Raw genomic sequence first — 23699 nt, forward strand, 5'->3', positions numbered from 1 at the left:
CATGCTGACTATTGCTTCGCGTCTCGACGTCATGAACCGGCTTGGCCGGGCCATGGCCGACCCGACGCGCTCTCGGATCCTGATGACGTTGCTCGGGGGACCGAGCTACCCGGCGGTGCTCTCACGTGAGCTCGACCTAACTCGCTCGAACGTGTCGAACCACCTCACTTGTCTGCGAGACTGCGGGATCGTGGTCGCTGAGCCTGAGGGCCGCCAGACTCGCTACGAGATCGCTGACCCGCATCTTGCTGCTGCGCTCGTCGCGCTCGTGGATGTGACGCTGGCTGTAGATGAGCACGCACCTTGCGTGGACTCAGCGTGCACGGTGCCGGGCTGCTGCGGTACAGGGGCGGACGCGTGAGTGCGGCGTGTGGCTGCGAGCACGAGCCTGCCGTTGCGGCGGATGAGCCCGAAGAGGTGGAGCGGCCCTGGTGGAAGGACCGCGGGATCATGGTGCCGGTCTTCTCCGGTGTCGCGTTCCTGACAGGTCTGGTCTTCGAGTGGTCCGTTCTCGAGATCCCGGCGCTCATGCTGTTCTGGGCCGGCCTGTTGCTGGGCGCGTCGACGTTCACGCCCGGCGCGATTCGCAAGCTGTTCAAGGGCAAACTCGGCATCGGGCTGCTGATGACGATCAGCGCGATCGGCGCGGTCATCCTCGGCTACGTCGAAGAGGCCGCGGCGCTGGCGTTCCTGTACTCAATCGCAGAGGCCCTCGAGGACAAGGCGATGGACCGCGCCCGTGGCGGACTGCGGGCGCTGCTGAAGCTCGTGCCGGAGACGGCGACAGTGCTGCGCGACGGGGTGTCCGTGCAGGTTCAGGCGAAAGATCTGACGGTCGGCCAGGTCATGGTGGTCCGTCCGGGTGAGCGGATCGCGACCGACGGGATCGTCCGGGCGGGGCGTTCCAGCCTGGACACCTCGGCGATCACCGGAGAGTCGATCCCGGTTGAGGTCGAGCCCGGCGCTGCGGTGTCGGCCGGCGCGATCAACAGCGCCGGCGCGCTGGAGGTCGAGACGACCGCGGCGGGCACCGACAACTCGCTCACCACGATCGTCGAGCTGGTGGAGCAGGCGCAGACCGAGAAGGGCGAGCGGGCGCGTCTCGCCGACCGGATCGCGCGGCCGCTGGTCCCGGGTGTGCTGATCCTCGCCGCCCTCGTCGCGATCATCGGGTCGCTGCTGGGCGACCCGGAGGTATGGATCACCCGCGCGCTCGTCGTGTTGGTCGCCGCCTCTCCGTGCGCGCTGGCGATCTCTGTGCCGCTGACGGTCGTCGCCGCGATCGGCGCGGCGAGCAAGTTCGGCGTGATCATCAAATCCGGCGCGGTGTTCGAGCGCTTCGGAACGGTCCGGCACGTCGCGGTCGACAAGACCGGCACCCTCACCCGCAACGAGCCCGCGGTCACCGCCGTCCTCACCGCGGACGGCGTGACCGAGACGCAGGCACTGGCCTGGGCGGCGGCGCTGGAGCAGCACAGCACGCACCCCCTCGCCTCCGCGATCACCGCCGCCGCCCCGGGCGTTCCCGCGGCCGCGGACGTGACCGAACAGGCCGGACACGGCATCGAAGGCACCGTCGACGGCGTGACGATCACCGTCGGCAGCCCCCGCTGGCTCGACGCCGGCGAGCTCGGCGACCGGGTCGCGCTTCTTGAGGAACAGGGCATGACCGTCGTGATCGTCCACCGCGGTGGAGTGGCGGTCGCCGCGATCGGTGTCCGCGACGAGCTGCGCCCCGAAGTCCCCGAAGTCGTCCGCACGCTCGCGGATCAGGGTATCGGCGTGACGATGCTCACCGGGGACAACGCCCGCACTGCGCGTGCGCTGGCTGCGCAGGCGGGGATCGGTGACGTGCGCGCGGAGCTGCGTCCCGAGGACAAGGCGGCCGCGATCGGCGAGTTGTCGAAAGCGGGATCGGTCGCGATGATCGGCGACGGCATCAACGACGCCCCGGCCCTGGCGTCCGCGGACATCGGCATCGCGATGGGGGCGACCGGCTCCGATGCAGCGATCGAGTCCGCGGACGTGGCCTTCACCGGCCATGACCTGCGTCTCATCCCGCGGGCGTTCGACCACGCCCGGCGGGGCCGGCGGATCATCAACCAGAACATCATCCTGTCGCTGCTGATCATCACCGCACTGCTCCCGCTGGCGCTGTTCGGTGTGCTGGGACTTGCGGCTGTCGTCCTGGTCCACGAGGTCGCGGAGGTCATCGTGATCCTCAACGGCCTGCGCGCCGCACGCCCCCGCACACCACGGTTGGCGAGCTGATGCTCGCGACCATCGGCTCAGCGATCGGCCTGTTCGCTGCGACCAACATCGACGACATCGTCGTGCTCACGGTGCTGTTCCTTGCCTCCAGCCGGGGGAAGCCACGGCCGTGGCAGATCATTGCTGGCCAGTATCTCGGGTTCATCACCCTCGTCGTGATCAGCGTGATCGCCGCGCTCGGTCTCACGATCGTCCCGGACGAATGGGTGGGCTTCCTCGGTCTCATCCCGCTCGGCATCGGCATCTGGACCCTAGTGCGCGGCCTGCGCCGCAACGGCGACGATGATGACGACGACGACAAGATCAGCGCAGTAGGCCTGTGGGGCGTCGCGGGGATCACGATCGCCAACGGGGCGGACAACATCTCCCTCTACACGCCGATCTTCCGCACCAGCACTCCCGGCGACGTCGTGATCATGATCGTCGTGTTCCTGATCCTCGTCGCCGTCTGGTGTGCCGCCGGACGCCTGATCGGCACGCACAAGGCGGTCACCGAGACGCTCGAGCGCGTCGAGCACTGGCTCGTCCCGGTCGTGTTCATCGGCCTGGGCCTGTTCATCCTGATCGAGTCCGGCGTCATCGTCCGTCTCTTCGAGGTCCTCGCATGACTCCGGACACGAACGCAGACGTTGAGTCGGCATCGGAACAGCGGCCGCAGAGGGGGCGCTGGCGGCTCACTGCCTGGGCACTCCTGATCGCCGTGGTCGTCGTCTTCATCGATCAGGGGACGAAGGCATGGGCCGAGGCCACTCTGTCGGAGCACGAGCGCATCCCGCTGATCGGCGACCTGCTCGGCCTGCAACTCGCCTACAACCCCGGCGCGGCATTCTCCTTCGGCGAGGGCTCCACCTGGGTGTTCGCTCTCATCGCCGTCGCGGCCACGTTCACCGCGATCGTGTTCGCCTTCCGAGTCCGACGCCCCGGATGGGCGATCGTGATCGGTGCGCTCGGCGGGGCCGCAGCCTCGCACGCCGGCGACCGGCTTTTCCGCCAACCAGGATTCGCGCAGGGGCACGTCGTGGACTTCCTCGCCTACGGCAACTGGTTCATCGGGAACGTCGCCGACATCGTCATCGTCATCGCCGCGATCGCCGGAGCGCTCCTGATGCTCCGCAGCGCCGAGAACTGAGAGGACCAACCATGGAGATCACCCTGCAGTACTTCGACGGCTGCCCCAACTGGGAGGCGCTCGACCAGCGGCTCGCTCAGGTCATCGATGGCCGATCAGATGTCCGGATCACGCATCAGCGAGTCGAGACCGCTGAGGACGCGGTGCGACTTGGGTTCCACGGGTCCCCGACCGTGCTCGTCGACGGTGTGGACCCCTTCGCTGATGAGCACGCCACTGTCGGGCTCGCCTGCAGGGTGTTCCGCACCCCAGCGGGGCTCGCCGGGTCGCCAACCGTCGACCAGCTGCGTGTAGCGATATCGGGCCAAGGCTCCGAGGTGTGATGCTCGGTCAGGCATGGGTGGAACGGAGTGCCGGATAGTCGGACCACTCACCGCCGGCGAGACGCGATGCCTCGCGGATGCGGCGACGAGGTTGACCATCGCATTCCCGAGGATTTCAGGGAGTTCGATCGGCTCGGCCCCGACGGTGAGCGTTACGGGCCGCGAGTTCGTATCGACCTGTGCCCGTGTGATCGTGACGATGCGGGTCAGCTGGATCCCGTAGAGCAGCACGAGGAGGCCCGCGGCTCGGGTCTTCGGGTCCATGTCGGCAGCGGAGAGGAACCTGCGGGCCATTTGCCATCGGTGGTCGGAGGCGTAGTCTCGGCCTTCGAGACGATGGGATCGGAACTCGACCCGAACGGTGCTCAGCCGGTGCTTTCGCAGCCAGCGAGTGAATGGTGCCAGCGCGTCGCGTTGGCTCGGCGAATCGGTCAGATACGCGTCAAGTCGGCGCTGCGGGAAGGTCGCCAACGTCTCCTGCTGCGACCGGATCTCTCGAAGGAACGCGGCGCAGTACTTCAGCGCAGCCCGTTGCCTCAGGAAGCCGGAAGCAGGGCTGGACGCGCTGCGCAGGGTCCGAGCGGAACGGAGGAGCTCCCAGGTGCAGTAGCGGCGCAGTATCAGCCGGTCTTCAGGATCCTCGATGTCATCGAGCCAGCCGTTGAGCCAGTGGTCGAAACGCGTGCTCTCGACGTCAAGCTCCGGCAGCACGCCGGAACGGACCAGCAGTGAGAGGAGGAGCGCGACCGACTGTCCCGAGCGGGCTCGGGTGATGATCGCCTCGGCGGTGAGTGGCAGGGTCCCGTCCGCGAGCTCGCGGAACACCATCGCGCACTTGCTCTTGTGTAGCCAGCGTTCAAGCGACGCCGCTTTGCCATGGTGCGTGAGCAGATAGTCAGCAAGGGGGTGGAGGTCCGCGCGGATCTCTCCCGCATCGTCGGCGAGAAGCTGTTGGATCGCGACTGGCCGGCGGCACTCGACGCAGACGCTGCACCACTCCCGCTACGCCGCGGACGTGGAGCGGATGGCGCGGCTGCGCGCGGCGGGCTGGACGGTGATCGAGGTCACCAGCGTGCTGCTCGCACGCCCCGACGTGCTCATCGAGCGCATCCGGGCCGCGTTGGCCGCGTGAGCGCGCGAGGCGGCGCGCTCAGGTCGCGAAAAGTGCCGCTTCCGGCGCCGGAAAGCGGCAGTTTCTGCGACCTGAGCGGGGAGACGGATGCCAGAGCGGCACGTTCTGCGACCTGAACAGAGCGCCCCGCCGGGCGGTCACCGGATGCCGTAGAACCTGGCCGCGTTCCCCCAGAACAGCGCGTCGAGGTCGAGCTCGCGCGCCCGCGCCCAGGTCGCGACCGCCTCGAACCAGGCGGCGCGCGACGTCCGGTCGTAGCCGGCGGGGCCGACGGCGGACACCGGCCAGTCGCTGCCCCACATCAACCGCTCCGGGCCGAACGCCTCGAGCGCGGCATCCAGGAACGGCGCGAGCTGGGCGGCGTCCCAGTCCCCTCCGGCCTCGGCGGGCAGCCCGGACAGCTTGCCGCAGACCTGCGGATGCCGCGCGAGCTCGCCGAGATCCCGCCGCCACGATGCAGCGGGTTCGAGCGGGGCGCGGGCCGTGCCGACCGCCGGCTTGCCGAGGTGATCCAGCACGATCGGCAGCTCGGGCACCGCGGTCGCGAGCGCCGCGACGTCCCCGATGCCCGGCGCGCGCACGCAGGCGTCGAAGGTCCACCCGCGCGCCGCGACCTCGCGCGCCCCGTCCAGGAACACGGGCGTGGTCGCGAGGCCGGGCGGCTCATCCTGCAGCAGATGACGGATGCCGGCGACGAGGCCGACCCCGTCGAGCGCCGCCAGGTGCTCCGAGGTCTCGCGGCCGCGGTCGAGCCGCGCACCGGCCACGATCGCCCGCACGCCCACCTCGTCGGCGATCTCCGCGACCCAGCGGGCCTCGTCCAGGTGCTGCCCCTCGACGCACTCCGCCTGTACGAACACCGCCGCCTCGGCACCGGCGTCACCGAGCCGCGCGGCGGCGAGCTCGTCCGCCGCGAACCGGCCGTCCAGGGCGCCGTCGAGCCAGTCGTAGTCGAGCCGGCCGGGGTCCCAGAGGTGCAGGTGCGAATCCAGAACGCGCATGCGCCCATCCTGCCCCAGGTTCGCGCAGCAGCGCACCAGACATCCGATGACTGGCTACGATGACGCCTATGGCTGTCACCGACGAGGCGATCCAGAAGATCAAGGCGATGATCGTGTCCGGCGAGCTCGGCCCCGGCGACCGGCTCCCGCCCGAGAAGGAGCTCGCCGAGCGGCTCGGCCTCTCGCGCAGCTCCATGCGCGAGGCCGTGAAGGCGCTCGAGGTCATCCGGGTGCTCGACGTGCGCCGCGGCGACGGCACCTACGTCACCAGCCTCGAGCCGCACCTGCTGCTCGAGGCGATCAGCTTCGTCATCGACATGCACGATGACGACTCGCTGCTGGAGCTGTTCGCGGTGCGGCGGATACTGGAGTCCCAGGCGACCGGCCTCGCGGCGAGCAACGCCACCGCCGAGGCCGCCGCGGCGCTGCAGGCGGAGATCGCCTCCGTCGACCCGGCCACCGTGAGCATCGACGACCTGGTGGCGCACGACATCCGCTTCCACCGCGACATCGTGCGGATGACCGGGAACAGCTACCTCGCGAGCCTCATCGAGAGCCTGAGCAGCCAGACCGTGCGCGCGCGCGTGTGGCGCGGGCTCACCGAGTCCGGAGCCGTCGAGCGCACCCTGTCCGAGCACCGCGCGATCGCCGAGGCCATCGCCCAGCATGACGCCGCCCTGGCCACCTCCCTCGCCACCGCGCACATCGCCGGCGTGGAGCGCTGGCTGCGCCAGGCGGCGTCGGCGTAGCATCCGCCCGCGAGGCGTCCGCCCGGCCTCAGCCCCCGAGCCGCCGCATGGCGGCCTCGAACTCCGCCGCCGAGCTGTCGCTCACCTCGTGGAAGAGGAGCTGCTCGATCACGTCGGGCCCGGCCGTGAAGTACGGCACCCCGGCCTCGCGCAGGCCGACGATGTCGTCGGGGGTGCGCAGGCTCGCCGCGAGCACGTCCGTGTCGCTGTCCGCGCACACCGCCTGCATCCGTGCGATCAGCGCGTCGCCGTCCATCCCGGCGTCGCGCAGCCGGCCGAGGTAGGGGGCGATGTAGCGCACGCCCATGCTCGCGCACGCGAGCGCCTGGCCGACCGAGTACACCGCGGTGACGAGCACGGTGGCCCCGTCGCGCACGAGGGCGGATGCCGCGGCGAACCCGTCCGCCGTGGCCGGCACCTTGACCGCCACCCGGTCGCCGAGCTCGAGGATGCCCTGCGCGTTGCGCAGAAACGCCCGCGCGTCGCCGCCCCAGGTCTGGAAGAACACCTCCCGGGCGCCCCGGCGCACCCATTCCGCGTACAGGTCGGGGATGTCCGCCGCGGTGCGGCCGCTGCGCTCGAGGATCGTCGGGTTCGTGGTCACGCCGTGCACGACGCGCGCGTCCAGCAGCGTGCCGACCCGGGCGGTGTCGGCGCTGTCCACGTACAGGCGCGGGGCGGTCATCGCGACTCCTCTCACACCTGTCGTTACAGGTTGGTTGCGGCTAATGTAATGACAGCATCCCGCTGAAGTCAAAGGCGATCGAGGAGCCCCATGTCCACCACCGCATCCGCACGCCCCGGCGTGGTCATCGTCGGCAGCGTCACCGCGGATGTGACCACCTTCTCGCAGCGCCTGCCCGCCCGGGGCGAGACGATCCTCGGCGACCAGTTCACCCTGGTGCTCGGCGGAAAGGGCGCCAACCAGGCCGTCGCCGCCGGTCTCGCCGGTGCACGCACGAGCTTCGTCGGATGCGTAGGCGACGACCTGTTCCACGACCTCGTCGTCGACGGGCTGAGCGCCGCGGGCGTCGACCTCGCACATCTGCGCACCGTCCCCGGTCCCACCGGCATCGCGCACATCCGCGTGGACGCGTCCGCGCAGAACGACATCGTGATGGTGCCCCTCGCCAACGCGGCGCTCAGCGCCGAGCAGGTCGACGAGGCGCTCGCGGCCCTCGCCCCGACGACGTCCGTGCTGCTGACGCAGCTGGAGACCCCGGCATCCCTCACCCGTCACATCACCACCCGCGCCCGCGAACACGGCATGACCGTGGTGCTCGACCCGGCCCCCGCCGCACCCCTGGACGCCGACGTCTGGCGCACCATCGACATCGTCACGCCGAACGAGACCGAGGCCTCACTGCTGAGCGGCATCGAGGTCGCCGACCCCGCGTCGGCCGAGCGCGCGGGCCGCTGGTTCCTGGAGCAGGGCGTCGGCGCCGCGGTGATCACGCTCGCGGAGCGCGGCTCCGCCGTGGTCACACCGGAGGGCACCACGTTCATCGACCCGATTCCGGTCGACGCCGTGGACACCACGGCCGCCGGCGACGCGTACGCCGGATACCTCGGCGCCGCCCTCGCGGAGGGGCTCGACCTCGCGGCGGCGACACGGCTGGCCACCGCGGCTGGCGCGATCGCGGTGACCCGCCAGGGCGCCTCGCCGAGCCTGCCGCGGCGGGACGAGGTGGACGCGCTGCTGGCCGCGCAGCGCGCCGCGGTCTGACCGCTCCCGGGCATCGGCACCGCGAGACGAACGACGGCGACACACAGGAGGGGGACGAATGCGCAAGACACCGACGACCATCAACCCGGCGCTCTCCCGGGTGATCAGCGAGACCGGGCACACCGACCTCATCGTGGTGACGGATGCGGGCCTGCCGATCCCGCCCGGCGCGGAGCGCATCGACCTCGCCTACCGGCCGGGCGCGCCGGCCTTCCTGGACGTGCTCGACACCGTGCTGGCCGAGCTCGTCGTCGAGGGTGCGACCGTGTCGGAGGAGGTCGCCGAGCGCAGCCCCGAGGTGCTGGACGCCCTGCGCGAGCGGTTCGCCGGCATGGGCTTCGAGATCGAGATGGTGCCGCACGTCGAGTTCAAGCAGCGCACGCACGCGGCCCGCGCCTTCGTGCGCTCCGGCGAGTTCACGCCGTACGCCAACGTCATCCTGCACGCGGGTGTGGCGTACTGATGGCGACCGACGCGATCGACCGCCGTTCGGCGGCGCCGATGTACGACCAGCTGCGCCGGCTCATCGTGGACCGGATCCACAGCGGCGAGCTGCAGCCCGGAGACGCCCTGCCCGGCGAGCACCGGCTGTGCGAGCAGTACGGCATCTCGCGCACGGTGGTGCGTCAGGCCCTCGCGCAGCTCGAGCACGAGGGGCTGGTGGAGCGGGTGAAGGGCAAGGGCACCTTCGTCGCCCGGCCCCGTACCAGCGAGTCGCTCGTGCACACCCTCGAGGGCCTCTACGACGAGGTCGAGCGCCGCGGCGGGCACGTGCACAGCGAGGTCCTCCGGCACGAGCGCACGGTGGCGGATGCCGAGGTGGCGGCCGCCCTGGAGGTGCCGATCGGCGCTCCGGTCGTGGTGCTGGAGCGGCTGCGGTACGTGGACGGTGAGCCGTGGTCGCTGTCCACGACCTGGATGCCCGAGGAGGTGGGCGCGCTCACCCTCGGCGCGGACCTGCGCGAATCCTCGCTGTACCGGCTGCTCGGCGAGCACGGCATCCACGCCACGCATGGCGTCCGCTCGGCCGAGGCGACGGTCGCGACGCACGAGCAGGCGCAGCACCTCGGGGTGAGCGCCGGATCCGCGCTGCTGCGGCTGCGCAGCGTGAGCCGCGACGACCGCGACCGGGTGATCGAGTTCTTCCTCGCCCACCACCGCGGCGACCGGTCGCGGTTCGAGTTCCAGCTGAACCGCGAGCAGTCGCAGGCCGCGCTCACCCGGATCTGAGCGGGCCCGCCCGCGTCCGGCTGCGTGCCCCTCCCGCGGCCCGGCTACGCTCAAAGCCATGAGCGAATGGGTCAACGGCGCGATCCGGATGCTGGAGGCCGACGCCAACCGCAGCGTCGACACGCATCTGCCCGCTCGCTGATCCTGTACGGGCTGGTGAACGGCCTGATCGACGAGGGCACCACGCTGGTGGAATCCTCCAGCGGGTCGACGGCGGTCTCCGAGGCGTACTTCGCACGGATGCTGGGGCTGGAGTTCATCACCGTGGTCCCCCGCTCGACCAGCCGCGAGAAGGTCGAGCTCATCGAGTTCTACGGCGGGCGCTGTCATTTCGTCGAGCACGCCTCCGAGATGTCGGCGGAGGCCGAGCGGCTCGCCGCCGGATGCCGCGGGCACTACCTCGACCAGTTCACGTACGCCGAGCGCGCCACCGACTGGCGGGGCAACAACAACATCGCCGAGAGCGTGTTCAGCCAGCTGGCGCGCGAGCGGCATCCGATCCCGTCCTGGATCGTCATGGGCGCGGGCACCGGCGGCACGAGCGCGACATTCGGACGCTACGTGCGCTACCGGCGGTACGACACCCGGATCGCCGTGGTCGACCCGGAGGGCTCGGCGTTCTACGGCGGCTGGCGCGACCGGAACCCGGCGCACACGACCGGCACCCCGAGCCGGATCGAGGGCATCGGGCGGCCGCGCGTGGAGCCGTCGTTCGTGCCCGGCGTGATCGACGAGATGATCCCGGTGCCGGATGCCGCGTCGATCGCCGCCATCCGGCTGCTGCGCGAGCGCACCCTGCACTGGGCGGGCGGATCCACCGGGACGAACCTGTGCGGCGCGTTCGAGATCATCGGACGGATGCGGGAGGCCGGCCAGCAGGGCAGCGTCGTGACCCTGATCTGCGACAGCGGCGTCCGCTACGCGCACACCTACTACTCCGACGAGTGGGTCGCCGCGCAGGGCTGGGCCCTCGCCCCGCACCGCGAGCGGATGGAGCGCTTCCTCGCCGGCGGCGCCTGGTGACCGAGCGCACCCCGGTCGTTGAGCGAGCCGAAGGCGAGACGAAACGCCCTCGCGTACGCTGAACGCATGACCACGCTCATCCTCACCGTCGCGGGAGCGGATCGCCCCGGACTCGTCTCCGCCGTCGCCGATGTCGTCGAAGCGCACGGCGGCAACTGGGAGAACAGCCAGCTGTCCGAGCTCGCCGGGGTGTTCGCCGGTGTCATCGAGGTCTCGGTGGCCGAGGACCGGGCAGCGGAGCTGCAGACCGCGCTGCGCGAGCTGCAGGGGCTGCTCACGATCGACGTCCGCACCGGGTCGGAGGAGCACCCCGAGGCATCCGATCGCATCACCCTCTCGGTGCTCGGCCAGGACCGGCCCGGCATCGTGCGCGAGGTGTCGAGCGTGCTCAGCGATCACGCGCTCAGCATCGAGAGCATGACGACGGAGACGAGGGATGCCGCAATGGCCGGCGGTCGGCTGTTCGAGTCGACCGTCACCGCGACCGCGCCGGCATCCGCCGACCTCGACGCGCTGCGCGCGGACCTGGAGCGCATCGCGCACGAGATCCAGGTCGACATCACCCTGGACTGATCGCCCCCCGCTGTCCTCTCCTGGGTTTGGGGCGGATCTCGACGTTCGGGGCGGCATACGACCGCCCCGAACGTGAAAATCCGCCCCAAACCGGGGCGTATCAGACCAGGCGCTCGCGCGGGGACACCGAGTAGGTGTCCTCAGGATCTGCGTTCACGACCCCCTCGAGGGCGTGGTCGATGGCCGACATCACGCCGGCGTCCAACGTCACTCCCGACGCCTTCACCGTGTCGGCCAGCTGCTCGGGGCGCGACGCTCCGACCAGGGCGGACGCGACGTTCGGGTTCTGCAGCACCCACGCGATCGCGAGCTGCGGCATGCTCAGCCCGGCCTCGGCGGCGATCGGCTTCAGCCGCTGCACGGCCTCGAGGATGTCGTCGCGCAGCAGGCGCTTGATGAACTGGCCTCCCGAGTGCGTGTCGGTGGCCCGCGACCCCTCCGGCAGCGGCTGCCCGGGCAGGTACTTGCCGCTGAGCACGCCCTGCGCCATCGGCGACCAGACGATCTGCGAGATGCCGAGCGCCTCGGATGCCGGGATCACCTTCCCCTCGATGACGCGGTGCAGCATCGAATACTGCGGCTGATTGGAGATCAGCTGCACGCCGAGCTCCCTCGCCAGCGCATGCCCCTCGCGCAGCTGCTCGGCGGTCCACTCCGAGACCCCGATGTACAGCGCCTTGCCCTGCCGCACCACGTCCGCGAACGCCTGCATGGTCTCCTCGAGCGGCGTCTCGTAGTCGTACCGGTGCGCCTGGTACAGGTCGACGTAGTCGGTGCCGAGCCGGCGCAGTGAGCCGTTGATCGACTCCATGATGTGCTTGCGGCTCAGCCCGGTGTCGTTCGGTCCCTTCGGCCCGACCGGGAAGTACACCTTGGTGAAGATCTCCAGGCTCTCCCGGCGCTGTCCCTCGAGCGCCTTCCCGAGCACCACCTCGGCGCGCGTGTTCGCGTATGTGTCGGCGGTGTCGAAGGTGGTGATGCCGGCGTCCAGGGCGGCGTGCACCGTCCGGATGGCGGTGTCGTCCTCGACCTGCGAGCCGTGCGTCACCCAGTTGCCGTAGGTGATCTCCGAGATCTTGAATCCGCTGTTTCCGAGATGCCGATACGCGGCCATGGCTCCACGCTACGGGGTTTCGCCGTTCGTCACGATGGCGGCGCGGTCGCGGAAGCCCTCTGCGGTGACCCGGTCGAGCTCGACCTGTTTGCGGATCGCGAGGGTGCGCTCGTACAGACTGGGCTCGCCGTAGCTGGTGAGCACCTTCACGAGCACGGGCAGCAGCTCGATCAGGAAGAACAGCGCGGCGATCAGCCAGTGCGCCCAGAAGATGGTCGGCTCCTTCTCGCCGAGGCGGTTGAGCCCGGTGATCTGGCTGAGCAGGCCGACGGCGCCGGCGTTGCCCTGCGCCACGGCATCCGCCCGCTCGTTGTACGCGGCGAGCGCGCGCTCGTAGGTCTCCCGGGCCGCGGGCAGCTGGTCGCGCGCCTGCTGACGGTTCGCCGACTCCGAGCTGCTGGTCTCGGTACGCGCGGCCTCCTCCGCCGCGGCCAGCTCCTCGTTGGCCGTGCGCAGCTGCGCCGCGAGCGCGTCGTAGGTCTGCTGCGCCTGGGCGAGCTGCGCCTCGGCGGCATCCGCGCTCGATCCCTCGCCGTTCACGCCGGTGCAGCCGGGCACCGTGCCGGCACCCTCACCGGTGAGCTCGCACTGGTACAGCGCGCGGGCCTGGTCGATGACCGCCTGCTGCTCGGCCATCTTCGCGGTGAGGTCGTCGACGGTGGCCTGCGCGGCGGACGTGGTCGCCGAGCCCGACTCGGTGCCGGCGACGATGCCCGTCGCGGCCTGGTTCTCGAGGGCGGCGACGCGTTCGGATGCCGCATCGAGGGCCTTCTTCTCGGGGCCGTTCTCGAGGGCGTCCTGATCGGCCTGCGCCTGCACGATATTGGTGGACGCCACCTCGCGGGCGATGTCGTTGTGGAACACTTGCAGTACGAGCGGCTCCGCGACGAGGAAGCCGATCAGCGCGGCCATCGCGACGCGCGGCAGGGCCAGTCCGAGCAGCTTCCAGATGTTCCGGGTGGAGGTCATCGTGGAGGTGAGGAACCGGTCCAGGTTGAAGATGATCGCGGCCCAGATCAGCGCGAGCGGCACGGCGAACCACGCCGCGATCTGCACGCCGGTGGTGAGCGCGAACAGCATCGAGATCGCGGAGATCAGCGCGGTGCCGAGCAGCACGAAGAACATCTGCACGAAGCGCGGCGTCTCGCCGGGGACGCGGTCGAGGATCGGGCCTTCCGCGCCGCCGAGGATGGCGAGCGTGCGCAGGCGCTCGGCCGCCGTCCGGGGCCGCCGGCGCTCGCGCCCGGGACGGGGTGCGCGCCGGGGCGGCTGCGGGCGGGCGGATGCGTCGACGGGCTCAGCGTCCGCGGTGTCGGCATCCGCGGTGTCGGCATCCGAAGAGCGGGGGAACGCTTCGACGGGCTCAGCGTCCGATGACCCGCCGGAGGGCTCGAAGCGGCGCAGGAACTCCAGATCCTCGTCGGTGACCGAGCCTTCGGGACCGTCGACGTCGAACGAGATCCGGCCCTGGGAATCCATCCGACCGGGTCGATGCGCGGAATAGGACATCCTTCGAGGGTAGGAAACCGCGCCTGAGCGACTCCCGGACGAACCCTGCGTGCACTCCCAGCTTCCGAGCTTCCCAGCGCTCGCGGCGAGTGCAAGGCTGGAGGCATGAAGACCCTGCTGCTCGCGCGCCACGCGAAGTCCGACTGGGGGATGCCGGGCTTCGCCGATCACGATCGCCCGCTCAACGCCCGCGGCCGCCGCGACGCGCCGGCGATGGCGCAGCGGCTCGTCGCCGAGGGCGTGGCGCTCGACCGGATCGTCTCCAGCAGCGCGGTGCGGGCGCGGAGCACGGCCGACGAGTACGCGGCCGCGTTCGGCATCCCGATCCTCGAGGAGCCGCTGCTGTACGGGGCATCCGCCCGCTCGATCCTGGCGATCGCGGCGACGCAGCCCGAGGACAGCGTCGTCGCCATGCTCGTCGGGCACAACCCCGGGATGAGCGACGCCGTCGGCGAGCTCACCGGCGAGGACACGCAGCTGCCCACCTGCGCGGTCGCGGAGTGCGCGGTCGACGTCGGCTCCTGGTCCGAGCTCATCGAGGGCTCCGGCCGCCTGCTGCGGGTGCGGACCCCGGCCGACGACGTGCCGACCGCGCCCGACGGCGTGGGCTGAGCGTTCAGCCCAGGGCGGCGGCCGCCGCCTCGTCCTCCGTGGTCGCCACGAGCTGGCCGCACGCCCCATCGATCTCCTTGCCGCGGGTGTCGCGGAGGGTGGTGGGGATGCCGGCGTCGTTGAGACGGCGTACGAACTCGTCCTGCACGTCCTTCTCGGATGCCGTCCAGATCGACCCCGGCGTCGGGTTCAGCGGGATCGGATTGACGTGCACCCAGCCGCGCCCGCGGGCGTTCAGCTTCTCGGCGAGCAGATCCGCGCGCCAGGCGTGGTCGTTCATGTCCTTGATGAGGGCGTACTCGATCGAGACCCGGCGGCCGGTCTTCTCGAAGTACTCGCGCGCGGCGTCCAGTGCCTCGTCGACCTTCCACCGCGAGTTCACCGGGATCAGCTCGTCGCGCAGCTCGTCGTCCGGGGCGTGCAGTGACAGGGCGAACGTGACCGGCACGTCCTCGTCGGCGAGCTTGCGGATCGCCGGGACGAGGCCGACCGTGGAGACCGTGATGCCGCGGGCGCTCATGCCGAGCCCCTCGGGCTGCGGCGCGATCATCACGCGCACGGCGTCCATCACCCGCTTGTAGTTCGCGAGCGGCTCCCCCATGCCCATGAACACGATGTTGGTGACCCGCTCGCCGTCGTGACCCACACGGCGCGGGTCGCCCAGCCCGCCGGCGCGGATCAGCGCGTTGGCGCGCACGATCTGCTCGACGATCTCGGCGGTGGACATGTTGCGGGTGAGACCGGCCTGGCCGGTCGCGCAGAACGGGCAGTTCATGCCGCATCCGGCCTGGCTGGAGACGCACAGCGTGATGCGCCCCGGGTACCGCATCAGCACGGACTCGACGAGGGCGCCGTCGTGCAGGCGCCAGAGGAACTTGATGGTGTCGCCGCGGTCGGTCTCCAGCCGGCGCACCTCGGTGAGCAGCGGCGGCAGCATCCCGGCGACGAGGTCGTCGCGCTGCGCGGCGGGGAGGTCGGTCATCGCCGCGGCATCCGAGGTGTAGTGCGTGAAGTAGTGGGTGGCGAGCTGCTTGGCGCGGAAGCCGGGCAGTCCGAGCTGCTTCACCTTCTCCACGCGCTCGGCCGGGGTGAGGTCGGCGAGGTGCACCGGGGGTTTGCCGCGCTTCGGGCTGGCGAACTGCAGCAGCGGGCGGCCTTCGGCATCCTTCTTCTGCGTCCAGCCCTCGGTCGCAGGGCGCACCTGCGGGGTGCCGGTGGTGCGGATGCTCCCCGCCGACGCCGCCGGGGACGCGGGCGCTGTCGCGGGGCGCGTCGTGCGCGTGCGGGGGGTCTCGGTCATCCCTCCAGGGTACGCGGTGGCGGATGGGAAGCTCCTGGGCCGAAGGCCACACCATGCTTGTAATGACAGGCCGGGACCGGGAGAATGGGCACCGACCCGTCGATGAAGGAGCCCGATGTCCGATCGCCTCGCTCCCGCCCGTCAGGCCGGTGTCCTCGCCGTGCTGCGCGCACCGTCCCCCGAGCTCGCCCTGGACGCCGCCGAGGCGATCATCCGCGGCGGGGTGACCGGGATCGAGGTCACGTACTCGACCCCGGATGCCCCCGCGGTGATCCGCGAGCTCATCGCCCGTCACGGCGACGCCGCGTACGTCGGCGCCGGCACCGTGACCACGCCGGCGCAGGCCGAGGACGCCGCGGAAGCCGGTGCCGCGTTCCTCGTCAGCCCCGGCACCCTTCCGGAGCTGACCCGCGCGATGCTCGACACCGGGCGCGTGGTGATGACAGGTGCGCTCACGCCGACCGAGGTGATGTCGGCGCTCGCGCTCGACGTGGACGTGGTGAAGGTGTTCCCCGCCTCGCTCGGCGGACCGTCCTATCTCGCGGCGCTGCGCGGGCCGTTCCCGGATGCCCCGCTGATGCCCACCGGGGGCGTGAACCCCGACAACCTCGCGCAGTGGTTCGCCGCCGGCGCGCTCGCCGTCGGCGCCGGCGGGGACCTCGCGAACTCGGCCTCCATCGCCGCCGGCGACTGGGCCGACCTCGAGCGCCGTGCGGCCCGGTTCGCCACGGCGCTGGACGCCGTGCGGGCCTGACGCGACCAGAGGCATGCGCAGACTTCTGGCCGCGATCGCCCTCGCCCTCGCCCTCACCGGCTGCGCCCCTGCATCCGCCCCCGACCCGACGGAGACCGCCATGTCCGACGCCACCCGCGACCTGCTCGCCGCCGCCGCATCCGGAGACGCTGCTGCCGTCCGCGCCGCGCTCCGGGGCGCGCGGACACGACGAGATCCTGCGGATGACGCTGGAGCACGGGGCCGATCTGCGCAGCACGAACCGCTACGGCGGCACCGCGCTCATCCCGGCATCCGAGCGCGGGCTGCTGAGCATCGTGGAGATCCTGCTCGAGGCGGGCGTCGACCCGAACCACGTCAACAACCTCGGCTGGACCGCGCTGCACGAGGCGATCGTGCTGGGCGACGGGTCGGAGAAGTACGTGCGCGTGGTACGGGCCCTCATCGGCGGCGGCGCGGACGTCACCATCCCGGACGGCGACGGGGTGCTGCCGCGCGACCTGGCGTCACAGCGCGGCTACGACGCCATCGTGGCGGAGATCGACCGGTGACCGGACGGTGATCGAACTCGCGCCGTGGGCGTGGGTGCTGCTCGGGCTCGGCGCCGTCATCACCGGCCTCTCCAAGAGCGCCATCCCCGGTGCGGCGACCGTGTCGGTGGTGCTGTTCGCCTCCGTGCTGCCGGCGCGCACCTCGACCGCCGCGATGCTGCTGCTGTTCATCGTCGGCGACGTGTTCGCCCTGACGGCCTACCGGCGGCACGCGCACTGGCCGACGCTGCTGCGACTGGCGCCGGCGGTGGTGGCGGGCCTGCTCGCGGGATTCGCGTTCCTCGCCGTCGGCGACGACCAGCTGGTGCGGCGCATGATCGGCGCGATCCTGCTGGCGATGGTCGCCGTCACACTGTGGCGCAGGCGGCGCACGACCCCCGCCTCGGGCCCGCTTGCCGTCGGCGGCTACGGGGCGTCGCCGGCTTCACCACCATGGTCGCCAACGCCGGCGGCCCGGTGATGTCGATGTACTTCCTCGCCACGCGCACGCCGATGCAGGTGTTCCTCGGGACCGCGGCCTGGTTCTTCGCGATCGTGAACCTCGCGAAGGTGCCGTTCCTCGCCGGGCTCGGGCTGTTCACCCCTCAGGTGCTGCTGACCGACCTGCTGCTCGCGCCGCTGGTCGTCGCGGGCGGGCTGACCGGTCTCCGCCTCGCGAAGCGGATGCCGCAGCGGCTGTTCGACCGGATCGTGATCGTGCTCACCGTGCTGGGCGCCGTGACGCTGCTCTTCTGAGGCGGGGCTGCGCGGGCGGCCGCCGGCCGGTGCCTCAGTCCAGGAACACGTCCGGGAACAGCGCCTCATCCGGCGTCCCGGGCACCGCGGCGTACTTCGAGAAGTCGGTGACGCCCTCGGCTTCGAGCACGTCCTCGACGATGAGTTCCCGCCCGGTGAACTCGCGCGCCGGCTTGGTGAGCACGGCGTACGCGGCATCCGCGTAGATCTCCGGCGTGCGGCTCGCGGCCATCACGCGGTCGCCGCCGAGGATGTTCTGCACCGCGGCGGTGGCGATCGTGGTGCGCGGCCACAGCGTGTTCGCGGCGATCCCGGCATCCGCGAACTCCGCCGCGATGCCGAGCGTGACCATCGTCATGCCGAATTTGGCCAGGCTGTAGCCGGTGTGCGCGCCGAGCCATCGCGGGGTCGGGTTCAGCGGCGGCGAGAGGGAGAGGATGTGCGGGTTCGCCGCCTCCTTGAGCACGGGGATCGCGGCGCGGGAGAGCATGAACGTGCCGCGCACGTTGACGTCCTGCATCAGGTCGTACCTCTTGGCGGGCAGGTCGAGGGATCCGGACAGGTCGATCACGCTGGCGTTGTTGATCACGATGTCGATGCCGCCGAACTCGCCCTGCGTCTTGAGGACGGCCTCGGTGATGTCGTCGTCGTTGCGCACGTCGCCGACGATCGGCAGCGCCTGTCCGCCGGCCTCGCGGATGCGCTCCGCGGCGGTGTGCACGGTGCCCTCCAGCTTCGGATGCGGGGTGTCGGTCTTCGCCAGCATCGCGATGTTCGCGCCGTCCGCGGCGGCGCGCAGCGCGATCGCCAGCCCGATGCCGCGGCTGCCGCCGGACATCAGGATCGTCTTGCCTGCCAGTGACATCGTCTGTTCTCCTCTTGGGATGCTCGTGACTCGTTTCGAATCGCCTGATTGGCCGTGCTCGGGGCCGGATGACAGTCATTCACGCGATTCGAAATGCGTGGTCATTTGGGGGCCATGCGGATGGCGCCGTCGAGGCGGATGGTCTCGCCGTTGAGGTAGCCGTTCGCGACGATGTGCTCGACGAGCGCGGCGTACTCGTCCGGCCGGCCGAGCCTCGCCGGATACGGCACCTGCTGGCCGAGCGACTCCTGCGCGGCCTCGGGGAGGCCGGCGAGCATGGGTGTCTCCATGATGCCGGGGGCGATGGTGCACACCCGGATCGCGTGGCGCGCCAGCTCGCGGGCGATCGGCAGGGTCATCGCGTGCACGCCGCCCTTCGATGCCGCATACGCCGGCTGCCCGATCTGCCCGTCGAAGGCGGCGACGCTGGCGGTGTTCACGATGACGCCGCGGTCGCCGCTCGCGGTGGGCTCGTTCCGCGCGATGACGGCGGATGCCTGAGCGACGACGTTGAAGGTGCCGATCAGGTTGATCCGGATGATCCGTTCGAAGCCGGCCAGGTCGGCCGGGTTGCCGTCCCGGTCGAGCACCTTCGCCGGCGGGGCGATGCCGGCGCAGTTCACGACGACGCGCAGGGGTGCGGCGGCCTGCGCCGCCTCGACCGCGGCGCGGATCTGGTCGACGTCGGTGACATCGGACGGGGCGAAGTGCCCGCCCAGCTCGGCCGCGACCTCCTCGCCCGCGGAGCCGGGCAGGTCGACGATCGTGACGTGAGCGCCGGATGCCGCGAGGCGGCGCGCCGTGGCGAGGCCCAGACCGCTGGCCCCGCCGGTGACCAGCGCGCCCTGTCCCTGGATCTGCATCGTGTTCTCCTTCGAACGTGACCGACGAACGAATGCGACTGAGTCTCAGCATATGTGGTTCTGAGTCCGAGCCTTGGCCGGATGCCCCAGGAGGTGTTCACTGAGGGCATGGACCTGCGTCGAAAGCGAGCCTACGACACGGCCGACCCGTCGGACGGGTTCCGCGTGCTGGTGGATCGGCTGTGGCCGCGCGGCATCTCCAAGGAGCGCGCCGCCATCGATCTGTGGGCGAAGGACACCGCGCCGAGCCCGGAGCTGCGCCGCGACTGGCGCGCCGCTGCGGATGCCGAATGGGAGACCTACGCAGACCGGTATCGGCAGCAACTGGCGCACGAGAGCGCCGGCGCGCTGGACGACCTCGCCACGGAGCTGCGCGGGCATCCGGTCGTCACCCTCGTCTACGCCGCGCACGACCCCGAGCGCACCCATGCGGCCGTCCTGGAGGAGGCGCTGCGTCCACTGTTGAACACCGACGTGGAGGGGTGAGCGCGCGCCTCGGACGGGTTCGCGACGGTACCGGGCGTCAGAACGGGGCGTCGGGGACGGTGATGGCCCAGTCCACGGCGGTGGTCAATCGGGCTCGCGGGGGCCGGGTTTCGTGTCCGGTGGGGGTGGTGACTTGGACGGTGCGGTCGGGTCGGGATCGGTAGGTCGCTTTGGTTCGGTGCCGGTGGGTGTGATCTCGGGGACAGAGGGGGCGCAGATCGGTGATGTTGGTGCGTCCGCCGGTGGCCCAGGGGTGTTCGTGGTCGATGTCGGCTTCGGCGGCGAGGCGTTCGCAGCCGTCGCGGGCGCAGGTGCCGTGCTGGAGGATGAGGAAGTCGCGTTGGGCTTTGGTGGGCCGGTAGGTGCGGCGGTCCATATCGAGCACGACCCCGGCGACGGGGTCGGTGATCACGCGGTGGAAGGCCTTCGCGTCCAGGAAGAGCTGCTTCGCGGTGAGTGGGTCGATCGTGTCGCCGCCGACGATCCGGGCGCTCTCGGCCGGCACCGGCTGCCCGGCCAGCAGCTGCGCGGGGATGGTGACGTAGATGCAGGTCTTCACCGCTGTGGGCGTACCCTCGCCCTTCAGCCAGGCCGCGAACAGGTCCGCGCGGATCTGATCGCGGGTGCGGCCGTCCCGCTCGGACTTCTGGGTGTGTTTGGCGGTGGCGGTGAGTCGACGGTAGGCGGCGCGGGCGTCGACGGTGGACAGGTATGCACCGATCCAGCTCATCCCGTTCTCGTCATCCGTGATGAACACGTGCCGCTTGGTCATCGCCTGCGCGTGTCGGCGGGAGGTGTCCGGGCCGACCAGCCGTTCCACCAGGGTCTTCACCTGTCGGCGGAAGGCCGCCGGAGCGCAGGTCGTCGCCCACTCCGCCGCGGCCCTGTCCACGGCCTCGAAAGCCGCCGCCTCTGCCTCCAGTTCGCCCGCCGACGCCCCGTCCCCGGCGCGCATCCGGGCGGTCAGGGACACGACCTGCGTGACCTGCGCCATCGACGCGAACCCCTCGCGCGCCATATGCCAGAGCAAAGGCAGGCGGAGCATGGCGGTCTCGGCCACCCAGAGCACATGCCGGATCTGATCCTCGGACTGCCGCAACCGCAGACCGATATCCAGGATCACCGACCGCTCCGCATACCGCGCCGCGTCCGGGTCACCGTGCGGCACGTAAACCTCCGGATGCGCACGCGCCATCCGCACGGCCTCGACAATCCGCTCCGCGCGCCGCGACGCCTTACGGTTCGCCTCGTTGTCCGTGCAGGTCAGGTCATCCAGCAAGAACGCGACCACCTCCGCCGCTGTCCGCGGCACCGACGGCTCCTCGGGTTCGTCTTCGAACCACTCCTCCTCGTCCATATACCCATGATAGAACATGTGTTCTAGTTGCACAAGAGCCAGATTCGAATCTTTGGACGAAGTCCTGCAGCAGGTTCAGCTCCAGATGAAGCGGAACGTCCCCGCGGCCACCGCCGACGCGAGGGACAGCGCCATGATCAGCACCCCTCCGGCGAGCGCGACGGCATCCGTCCGCGACAGCCGCGAGGGACGCGCCCACGTGCGCCGGACGTCGGCGCCGAAGCCGCGCGCCTCCATCGCCATCGCCAGCTTGGTGCCGCGTCGCACCGCGAACACCAGCAGCACGAACGCCATCGAGAAGAACCGCCGCAGCGCTCCGCGATCCCCGACGCCGCGGGCGCGACGGGCCAGACCCATGCTGCGCCAGTCGTCGACGAACAGGCCCAGCATCCGGGTGCCGGCGAGGACGCCGAGCACGAAGCGGCTGGGCAGCCGGGCGACCTGCGCGAGGGCATCCGCGAGCTCGGTCGGGTCGGTGCGTCCGAACAGCAGGATCGTCGGCAGGCCGAGCGCGACGACGCGGATGCCGACGGCGATCGCAAGCTGGATCGACCCCTCGCTGACGGTCGCGTACCCGAAGCTCCAGAACACCCGCCCCTCAGGCTCGGCGTACAGCAGCATGCTGACACCGGCCACCGGCGCGACCAGCGCGATCGGCGCGAGGCGCCGCAGCACGGTGCCGTAGCCGAGGCCGGTCAGCGGCACGAGCATCAGCTGCAGCAGGATCGCGACCAACCCGCTGACGACGTCGATCGACGCGAACAGCGGCACCGAGAGCAGCAGCGCGAGCACCACCTTGGTCACCGGGTTGACGCCCGCGAGCCATCCCGGCGAGACCGGATCGGCGGTGACCGGACGCGCGTAGGCGGGGGCGTGCGTCATGCCGCCTCCTCTCCCGCTCCAGGCCGGGCGCCTCGCCGGGCCCCAGGCCGGGCGCCGCGCCGGCCGTCGGGGCCTGCGTCGCCTCGGGTCTGCGCGAGGTCGAGGCGGATGCGGTGCCCGCCGAGGTGACGGATCACATCCTGGTCGTGCGTGACCGCGACGATCGACCGCCCGCGCGCGATCTCCTCCTGCAGCAGCGCGACCAGCTCCAGCCAGCCACGGCGGTCCTGGCCGAAGGTCGGCTCATCAAGCACCATCACCTCGGGTGCGGCGGCGAGCACGGTCGCCACCGACAGCCGCCGCTTCTGTCCGCCGGACAGGGTGAACGGATTCGCCTCGGCGAGGCGGTCGAGGTGCAGCCGCTCCAGCAGCGCCTCGACCACGGCATCCGTGCGTGCGTCGTCCCAGCCGAGGGCGCGAGGGCCCACGGCGAGTTCCTCGCGCACGGTCTGGGTGAGGAACTGGTGCTCGGGGTCCTGGAACACCGTGCCGATCCTGGTCAGCAGCTCGCGCGACTGCCAGCGCCACGGGCGCAGCCCGGCGCGTCCGCGCAGGCGCTCCGCGGCGGTCACCATGCCGGCCAGCTCCGGCAGGAGCCCGGCCAGGGTGAGCGCCAGGGTCGACTTGCCGGCGCCGTTCGGCCCCGTGATCACCGTCGCCGCGCCGTCCGCGACGCGCGGGTGAAGGTCCGCGTGCACCGCGGTGCGCCCGTTGCGGGAGATCGCCAGGCCCGCCGCGGAAAGGACGGCGGGAGCCGGGTCGACCGGCGGCAGTGTCGGCAGGACGAGCGGATGCCGGGGCACCCACACGCCGGCATCCGCGAGCGTGTCGCCGTGGCCGGCGAACACCTCCGCCGGCGGGCCGTCGGCGAGGAGCCCGCCGTCCGCGGCGAGCACGATGACCCGGGTCATCAGGTCGGCCCACACCTCGGTGCGGTGCTCGACGACCACGAGCGTCGCGCCGGTCTCGGCGACGACCCGCTCGACGCTCGCACGGATCTCGCGTACGCCGTCGGGGTCGAGGTTGGCGGTCGGCTCGTCCAGCAGCAGCAGACCGGGGCGCATGGCCAGCGCGCCGGCGAGCGCCAGGCGCTGCTTCTGCCCGCCCGACAGCGCCTTGGTCGGATGCCGCAGCGGCATTTCGAGCCCGACCGCGTCGAGCGCCTCGTGCACGCGGGAGGGGATGTCGGATGCCGGAACGCCGAGGTTCTCGCATCCGAACGCCACATCGTCCCCGACGCGGGACAGCACGATGCCCGCATCCGGATCCTGCAGGACGAGGCCGACCCGGCCCCGGCACCGCTCGGGCGCCACGCCGTCGATGTGCAGCAGTCCGGTGCGCTCCCCCTCGTCGGCGTCGCCGAGCAGGCCGGCCATCCCGGCGAGGAGCGTGGACTTGCCCGCTCCGGACGCGCCGAGGAGCAGCACCCGCTCGCCGGGTTCGATCGTGACCGTGACGTCGCGGACCGCGGGCAGCCGGCGCCCGGCGTACCGCCACCCCCAGCCGTCGGCGACGACCCGTGCGGGGCCCGGCAT

25 protein-coding genes and 1 pseudogene are annotated in these 23699 nt (G+C 71.3%); 15 read left to right on the forward strand and 11 right to left on the reverse strand.

Going from position 1 to position 23699, the window contains the following annotated elements:
• Window position 1 precedes the first annotated feature (1 nt).
• The 4 genes from cmtR (at window position 2) to JSY13_RS11405 (ending at window position 3400) form a co-directional block, all read left to right on the forward strand.
• Complete coding sequence (gene cmtR, locus JSY13_RS11390) at window positions 2–361, forward strand: Cd(II)/Pb(II)-sensing metalloregulatory transcriptional regulator CmtR (protein ID WP_147039205.1); 360 nt, start codon at window positions 2–4, stop codon at window positions 359–361.
• Entirely contained in the window at window positions 358–2271 is a 1914-nt protein-coding gene (locus tag JSY13_RS11395) for a heavy metal translocating P-type ATPase (protein WP_259606773.1), read from the forward strand. Before cmtR ends, JSY13_RS11395 begins: the two co-directional genes overlap by 4 nt.
• Window positions 2271–2879 (forward strand): cadmium resistance transporter, encoded by a 609-nt coding sequence (locus tag JSY13_RS11400; RefSeq protein ID WP_046748003.1) that lies wholly within the window; start codon window positions 2271–2273, stop codon window positions 2877–2879. The genes JSY13_RS11395 and JSY13_RS11400 overlap by 1 nt, the downstream gene beginning before the upstream one ends.
• Before the next feature lie 92 nt (window positions 2880–2971).
• Window positions 2972–3400, forward strand: a complete 429-nt coding sequence (locus tag JSY13_RS11405) for a signal peptidase II (RefSeq protein WP_259606774.1) — start codon at window positions 2972–2974, stop codon at window positions 3398–3400.
• Between the two features lie 95 nt (window positions 3401–3495).
• Here JSY13_RS11405 and JSY13_RS12605 read toward each other — a convergent pair whose 3' ends face one another.
• Both JSY13_RS12605 and JSY13_RS11415 read right to left on the reverse strand, forming a co-directional pair.
• Window positions 3496–4551: a hypothetical protein gene (locus JSY13_RS12605; RefSeq protein WP_349773854.1), complete on the reverse strand. Its 1056-nt coding sequence runs from the start codon at window positions 4549–4551 to the stop codon at window positions 3496–3498.
• Window positions 4552–4992: 441 nt separating this feature from the next.
• Window positions 4993–5856 (reverse strand): amidohydrolase family protein, encoded by an 864-nt coding sequence (locus tag JSY13_RS11415; protein ID WP_259606776.1) that lies wholly within the window; start codon window positions 5854–5856, stop codon window positions 4993–4995.
• A gap of 68 nt (window positions 5857–5924) precedes the next feature.
• On the opposite strand from JSY13_RS11415, the gene JSY13_RS11420 reads away from it, so the two are divergent.
• A complete protein-coding gene (locus JSY13_RS11420) occupies window positions 5925–6605 on the forward strand; it encodes a FadR/GntR family transcriptional regulator (protein ID WP_259606778.1) in 681 nt (226 codons plus the stop codon).
• 28 nt (window positions 6606–6633) lie between these two features.
• On the opposite strand, the gene JSY13_RS11425 is transcribed toward JSY13_RS11420, so the two are convergent.
• The gene (locus JSY13_RS11425) at window positions 6634–7290 is read right to left on the reverse strand and encodes a transaldolase family protein (RefSeq protein WP_259606779.1); all 657 of its coding nucleotides are present in this window, start codon (window positions 7288–7290) and stop codon (window positions 6634–6636) included.
• Between the two features lie 90 nt (window positions 7291–7380).
• Between JSY13_RS11425 and JSY13_RS11430 the strand changes: the two genes are divergently transcribed.
• The 5 genes from JSY13_RS11430 (at window position 7381) to JSY13_RS11450 (ending at window position 11157) form a co-directional block, all read left to right on the forward strand.
• On the forward strand, window positions 7381–8331 hold the full coding sequence (locus JSY13_RS11430) for a ribokinase (protein WP_259606780.1): 951 nt from the start codon (window positions 7381–7383) through the stop codon (window positions 8329–8331).
• Window positions 8332–8389: 58 nt separating this feature from the next.
• Window positions 8390–8794 carry a D-ribose pyranase gene (gene rbsD / locus JSY13_RS11435; RefSeq protein ID WP_259606781.1) on the forward strand — a complete coding sequence of 135 codons (405 nt, stop codon included), beginning with the start codon at window positions 8390–8392 and terminating at the stop codon, window positions 8792–8794.
• Window positions 8794–9561, forward strand: a complete 768-nt coding sequence (locus JSY13_RS11440; RefSeq protein ID WP_259606782.1) for a GntR family transcriptional regulator — start codon at window positions 8794–8796, stop codon at window positions 9559–9561. Before rbsD ends, JSY13_RS11440 begins: the two co-directional genes overlap by 1 nt.
• Before the next feature lie 156 nt (window positions 9562–9717).
• Window positions 9718–10584, forward strand: coding sequence for a PLP-dependent cysteine synthase family protein (locus JSY13_RS11445; RefSeq protein WP_432806412.1), 867 nt, complete (start codon window positions 9718–9720; stop codon window positions 10582–10584).
• Window positions 10585–10650: 66 nt separating this feature from the next.
• A complete protein-coding gene (locus JSY13_RS11450; RefSeq protein ID WP_259606783.1) occupies window positions 10651–11157 on the forward strand; it encodes a glycine cleavage system transcriptional repressor in 507 nt (168 codons plus the stop codon).
• Window positions 11158–11257: 100 nt separating this feature from the next.
• Here JSY13_RS11450 and JSY13_RS11455 read toward each other — a convergent pair whose 3' ends face one another.
• Entirely contained in the window at window positions 11258–12271 is a 1014-nt protein-coding gene (locus JSY13_RS11455; protein WP_259606784.1) for an aldo/keto reductase family protein, read from the reverse strand.
• Window positions 12272–12280: 9 nt separating this feature from the next.
• Window positions 12281–13750, reverse strand: coding sequence for a DUF4407 domain-containing protein (locus JSY13_RS11460; RefSeq protein WP_259606785.1), 1470 nt, complete (start codon window positions 13748–13750; stop codon window positions 12281–12283).
• 135 nt (window positions 13751–13885) lie between these two features.
• Between JSY13_RS11460 and JSY13_RS11465 the strand changes: the two genes are divergently transcribed.
• The gene (locus tag JSY13_RS11465; protein WP_259606786.1) at window positions 13886–14392 is read left to right on the forward strand and encodes a SixA phosphatase family protein; all 507 of its coding nucleotides are present in this window, start codon (window positions 13886–13888) and stop codon (window positions 14390–14392) included.
• Window positions 14393–14396: 4 nt separating this feature from the next.
• On the opposite strand, the gene rlmN is transcribed toward JSY13_RS11465, so the two are convergent.
• Window positions 14397–15692, reverse strand: coding sequence for a dual-specificity RNA methyltransferase RlmN (gene rlmN, locus JSY13_RS11470; protein ID WP_259606787.1), 1296 nt, complete (start codon window positions 15690–15692; stop codon window positions 14397–14399).
• A gap of 115 nt (window positions 15693–15807) precedes the next feature.
• Here rlmN and JSY13_RS11475 point away from each other — a divergent pair, with 115 nt between their 5' ends.
• The 3 genes and pseudogenes from JSY13_RS11475 to JSY13_RS11485 all read left to right on the forward strand — a co-directional run bounded on the left by JSY13_RS11475 (window position 15808) and on the right by JSY13_RS11485 (window position 17711).
• On the forward strand, window positions 15808–16446 hold the full coding sequence (locus tag JSY13_RS11475) for a bifunctional 4-hydroxy-2-oxoglutarate aldolase/2-dehydro-3-deoxy-phosphogluconate aldolase (protein ID WP_259606788.1): 639 nt from the start codon (window positions 15808–15810) through the stop codon (window positions 16444–16446).
• A 203-nt stretch (window positions 16447–16649) separates the two neighbouring features.
• Entirely contained in the window at window positions 16650–16976 is a 327-nt protein-coding gene (locus JSY13_RS11480; RefSeq protein ID WP_259606789.1) for an ankyrin repeat domain-containing protein, read from the forward strand.
• Between the two features lie 7 nt (window positions 16977–16983).
• Window positions 16984–17711, forward strand: a pseudogene (locus JSY13_RS11485) (sulfite exporter TauE/SafE family protein).
• A gap of 34 nt (window positions 17712–17745) precedes the next feature.
• Here JSY13_RS11485 and JSY13_RS11490 read toward each other — a convergent pair.
• Together JSY13_RS11490 and JSY13_RS11495 are read right to left on the reverse strand one after the other, a co-directional pair.
• Window positions 17746–18576, reverse strand: coding sequence for an SDR family oxidoreductase (locus JSY13_RS11490; RefSeq protein WP_259606790.1), 831 nt, complete (start codon window positions 18574–18576; stop codon window positions 17746–17748).
• Between the two features lie 101 nt (window positions 18577–18677).
• Window positions 18678–19439 carry an SDR family NAD(P)-dependent oxidoreductase gene (locus JSY13_RS11495; RefSeq protein ID WP_259606791.1) on the reverse strand — a complete coding sequence of 254 codons (762 nt, stop codon included), beginning with the start codon at window positions 19437–19439 and terminating at the stop codon, window positions 18678–18680.
• 108 nt (window positions 19440–19547) lie between these two features.
• Here JSY13_RS11495 and JSY13_RS11500 point away from each other — a divergent pair, with 108 nt between their 5' ends.
• On the forward strand, window positions 19548–19925 hold the full coding sequence (locus tag JSY13_RS11500; protein WP_259606792.1) for a DUF488 domain-containing protein: 378 nt from the start codon (window positions 19548–19550) through the stop codon (window positions 19923–19925).
• 37 nt (window positions 19926–19962) lie between these two features.
• Here JSY13_RS11500 and JSY13_RS11505 read toward each other — a convergent pair whose 3' ends face one another.
• The 3 genes from JSY13_RS11505 to JSY13_RS11515 form a co-directional block, all read right to left on the reverse strand.
• Entirely contained in the window at window positions 19963–21282 is a 1320-nt protein-coding gene (locus tag JSY13_RS11505; protein WP_259606793.1) for an HNH endonuclease signature motif containing protein, read from the reverse strand.
• A gap of 75 nt (window positions 21283–21357) precedes the next feature.
• Window positions 21358–22164, reverse strand: coding sequence for an energy-coupling factor transporter transmembrane component T family protein (locus JSY13_RS11510; protein ID WP_259606794.1), 807 nt, complete (start codon window positions 22162–22164; stop codon window positions 21358–21360).
• Entirely contained in the window at window positions 22161–23699 is a 1539-nt protein-coding gene (locus JSY13_RS11515) for an ABC transporter ATP-binding protein (protein ID WP_259606795.1), read from the reverse strand. The genes JSY13_RS11510 and JSY13_RS11515 overlap by 4 nt, the downstream gene beginning before the upstream one ends.

It is taken from the genome of Microbacterium neungamense, assembly GCF_024971095.1.
GTDB lineage: Bacteria > Actinomycetota > Actinomycetes > Actinomycetales > Microbacteriaceae > Microbacterium > Microbacterium neungamense.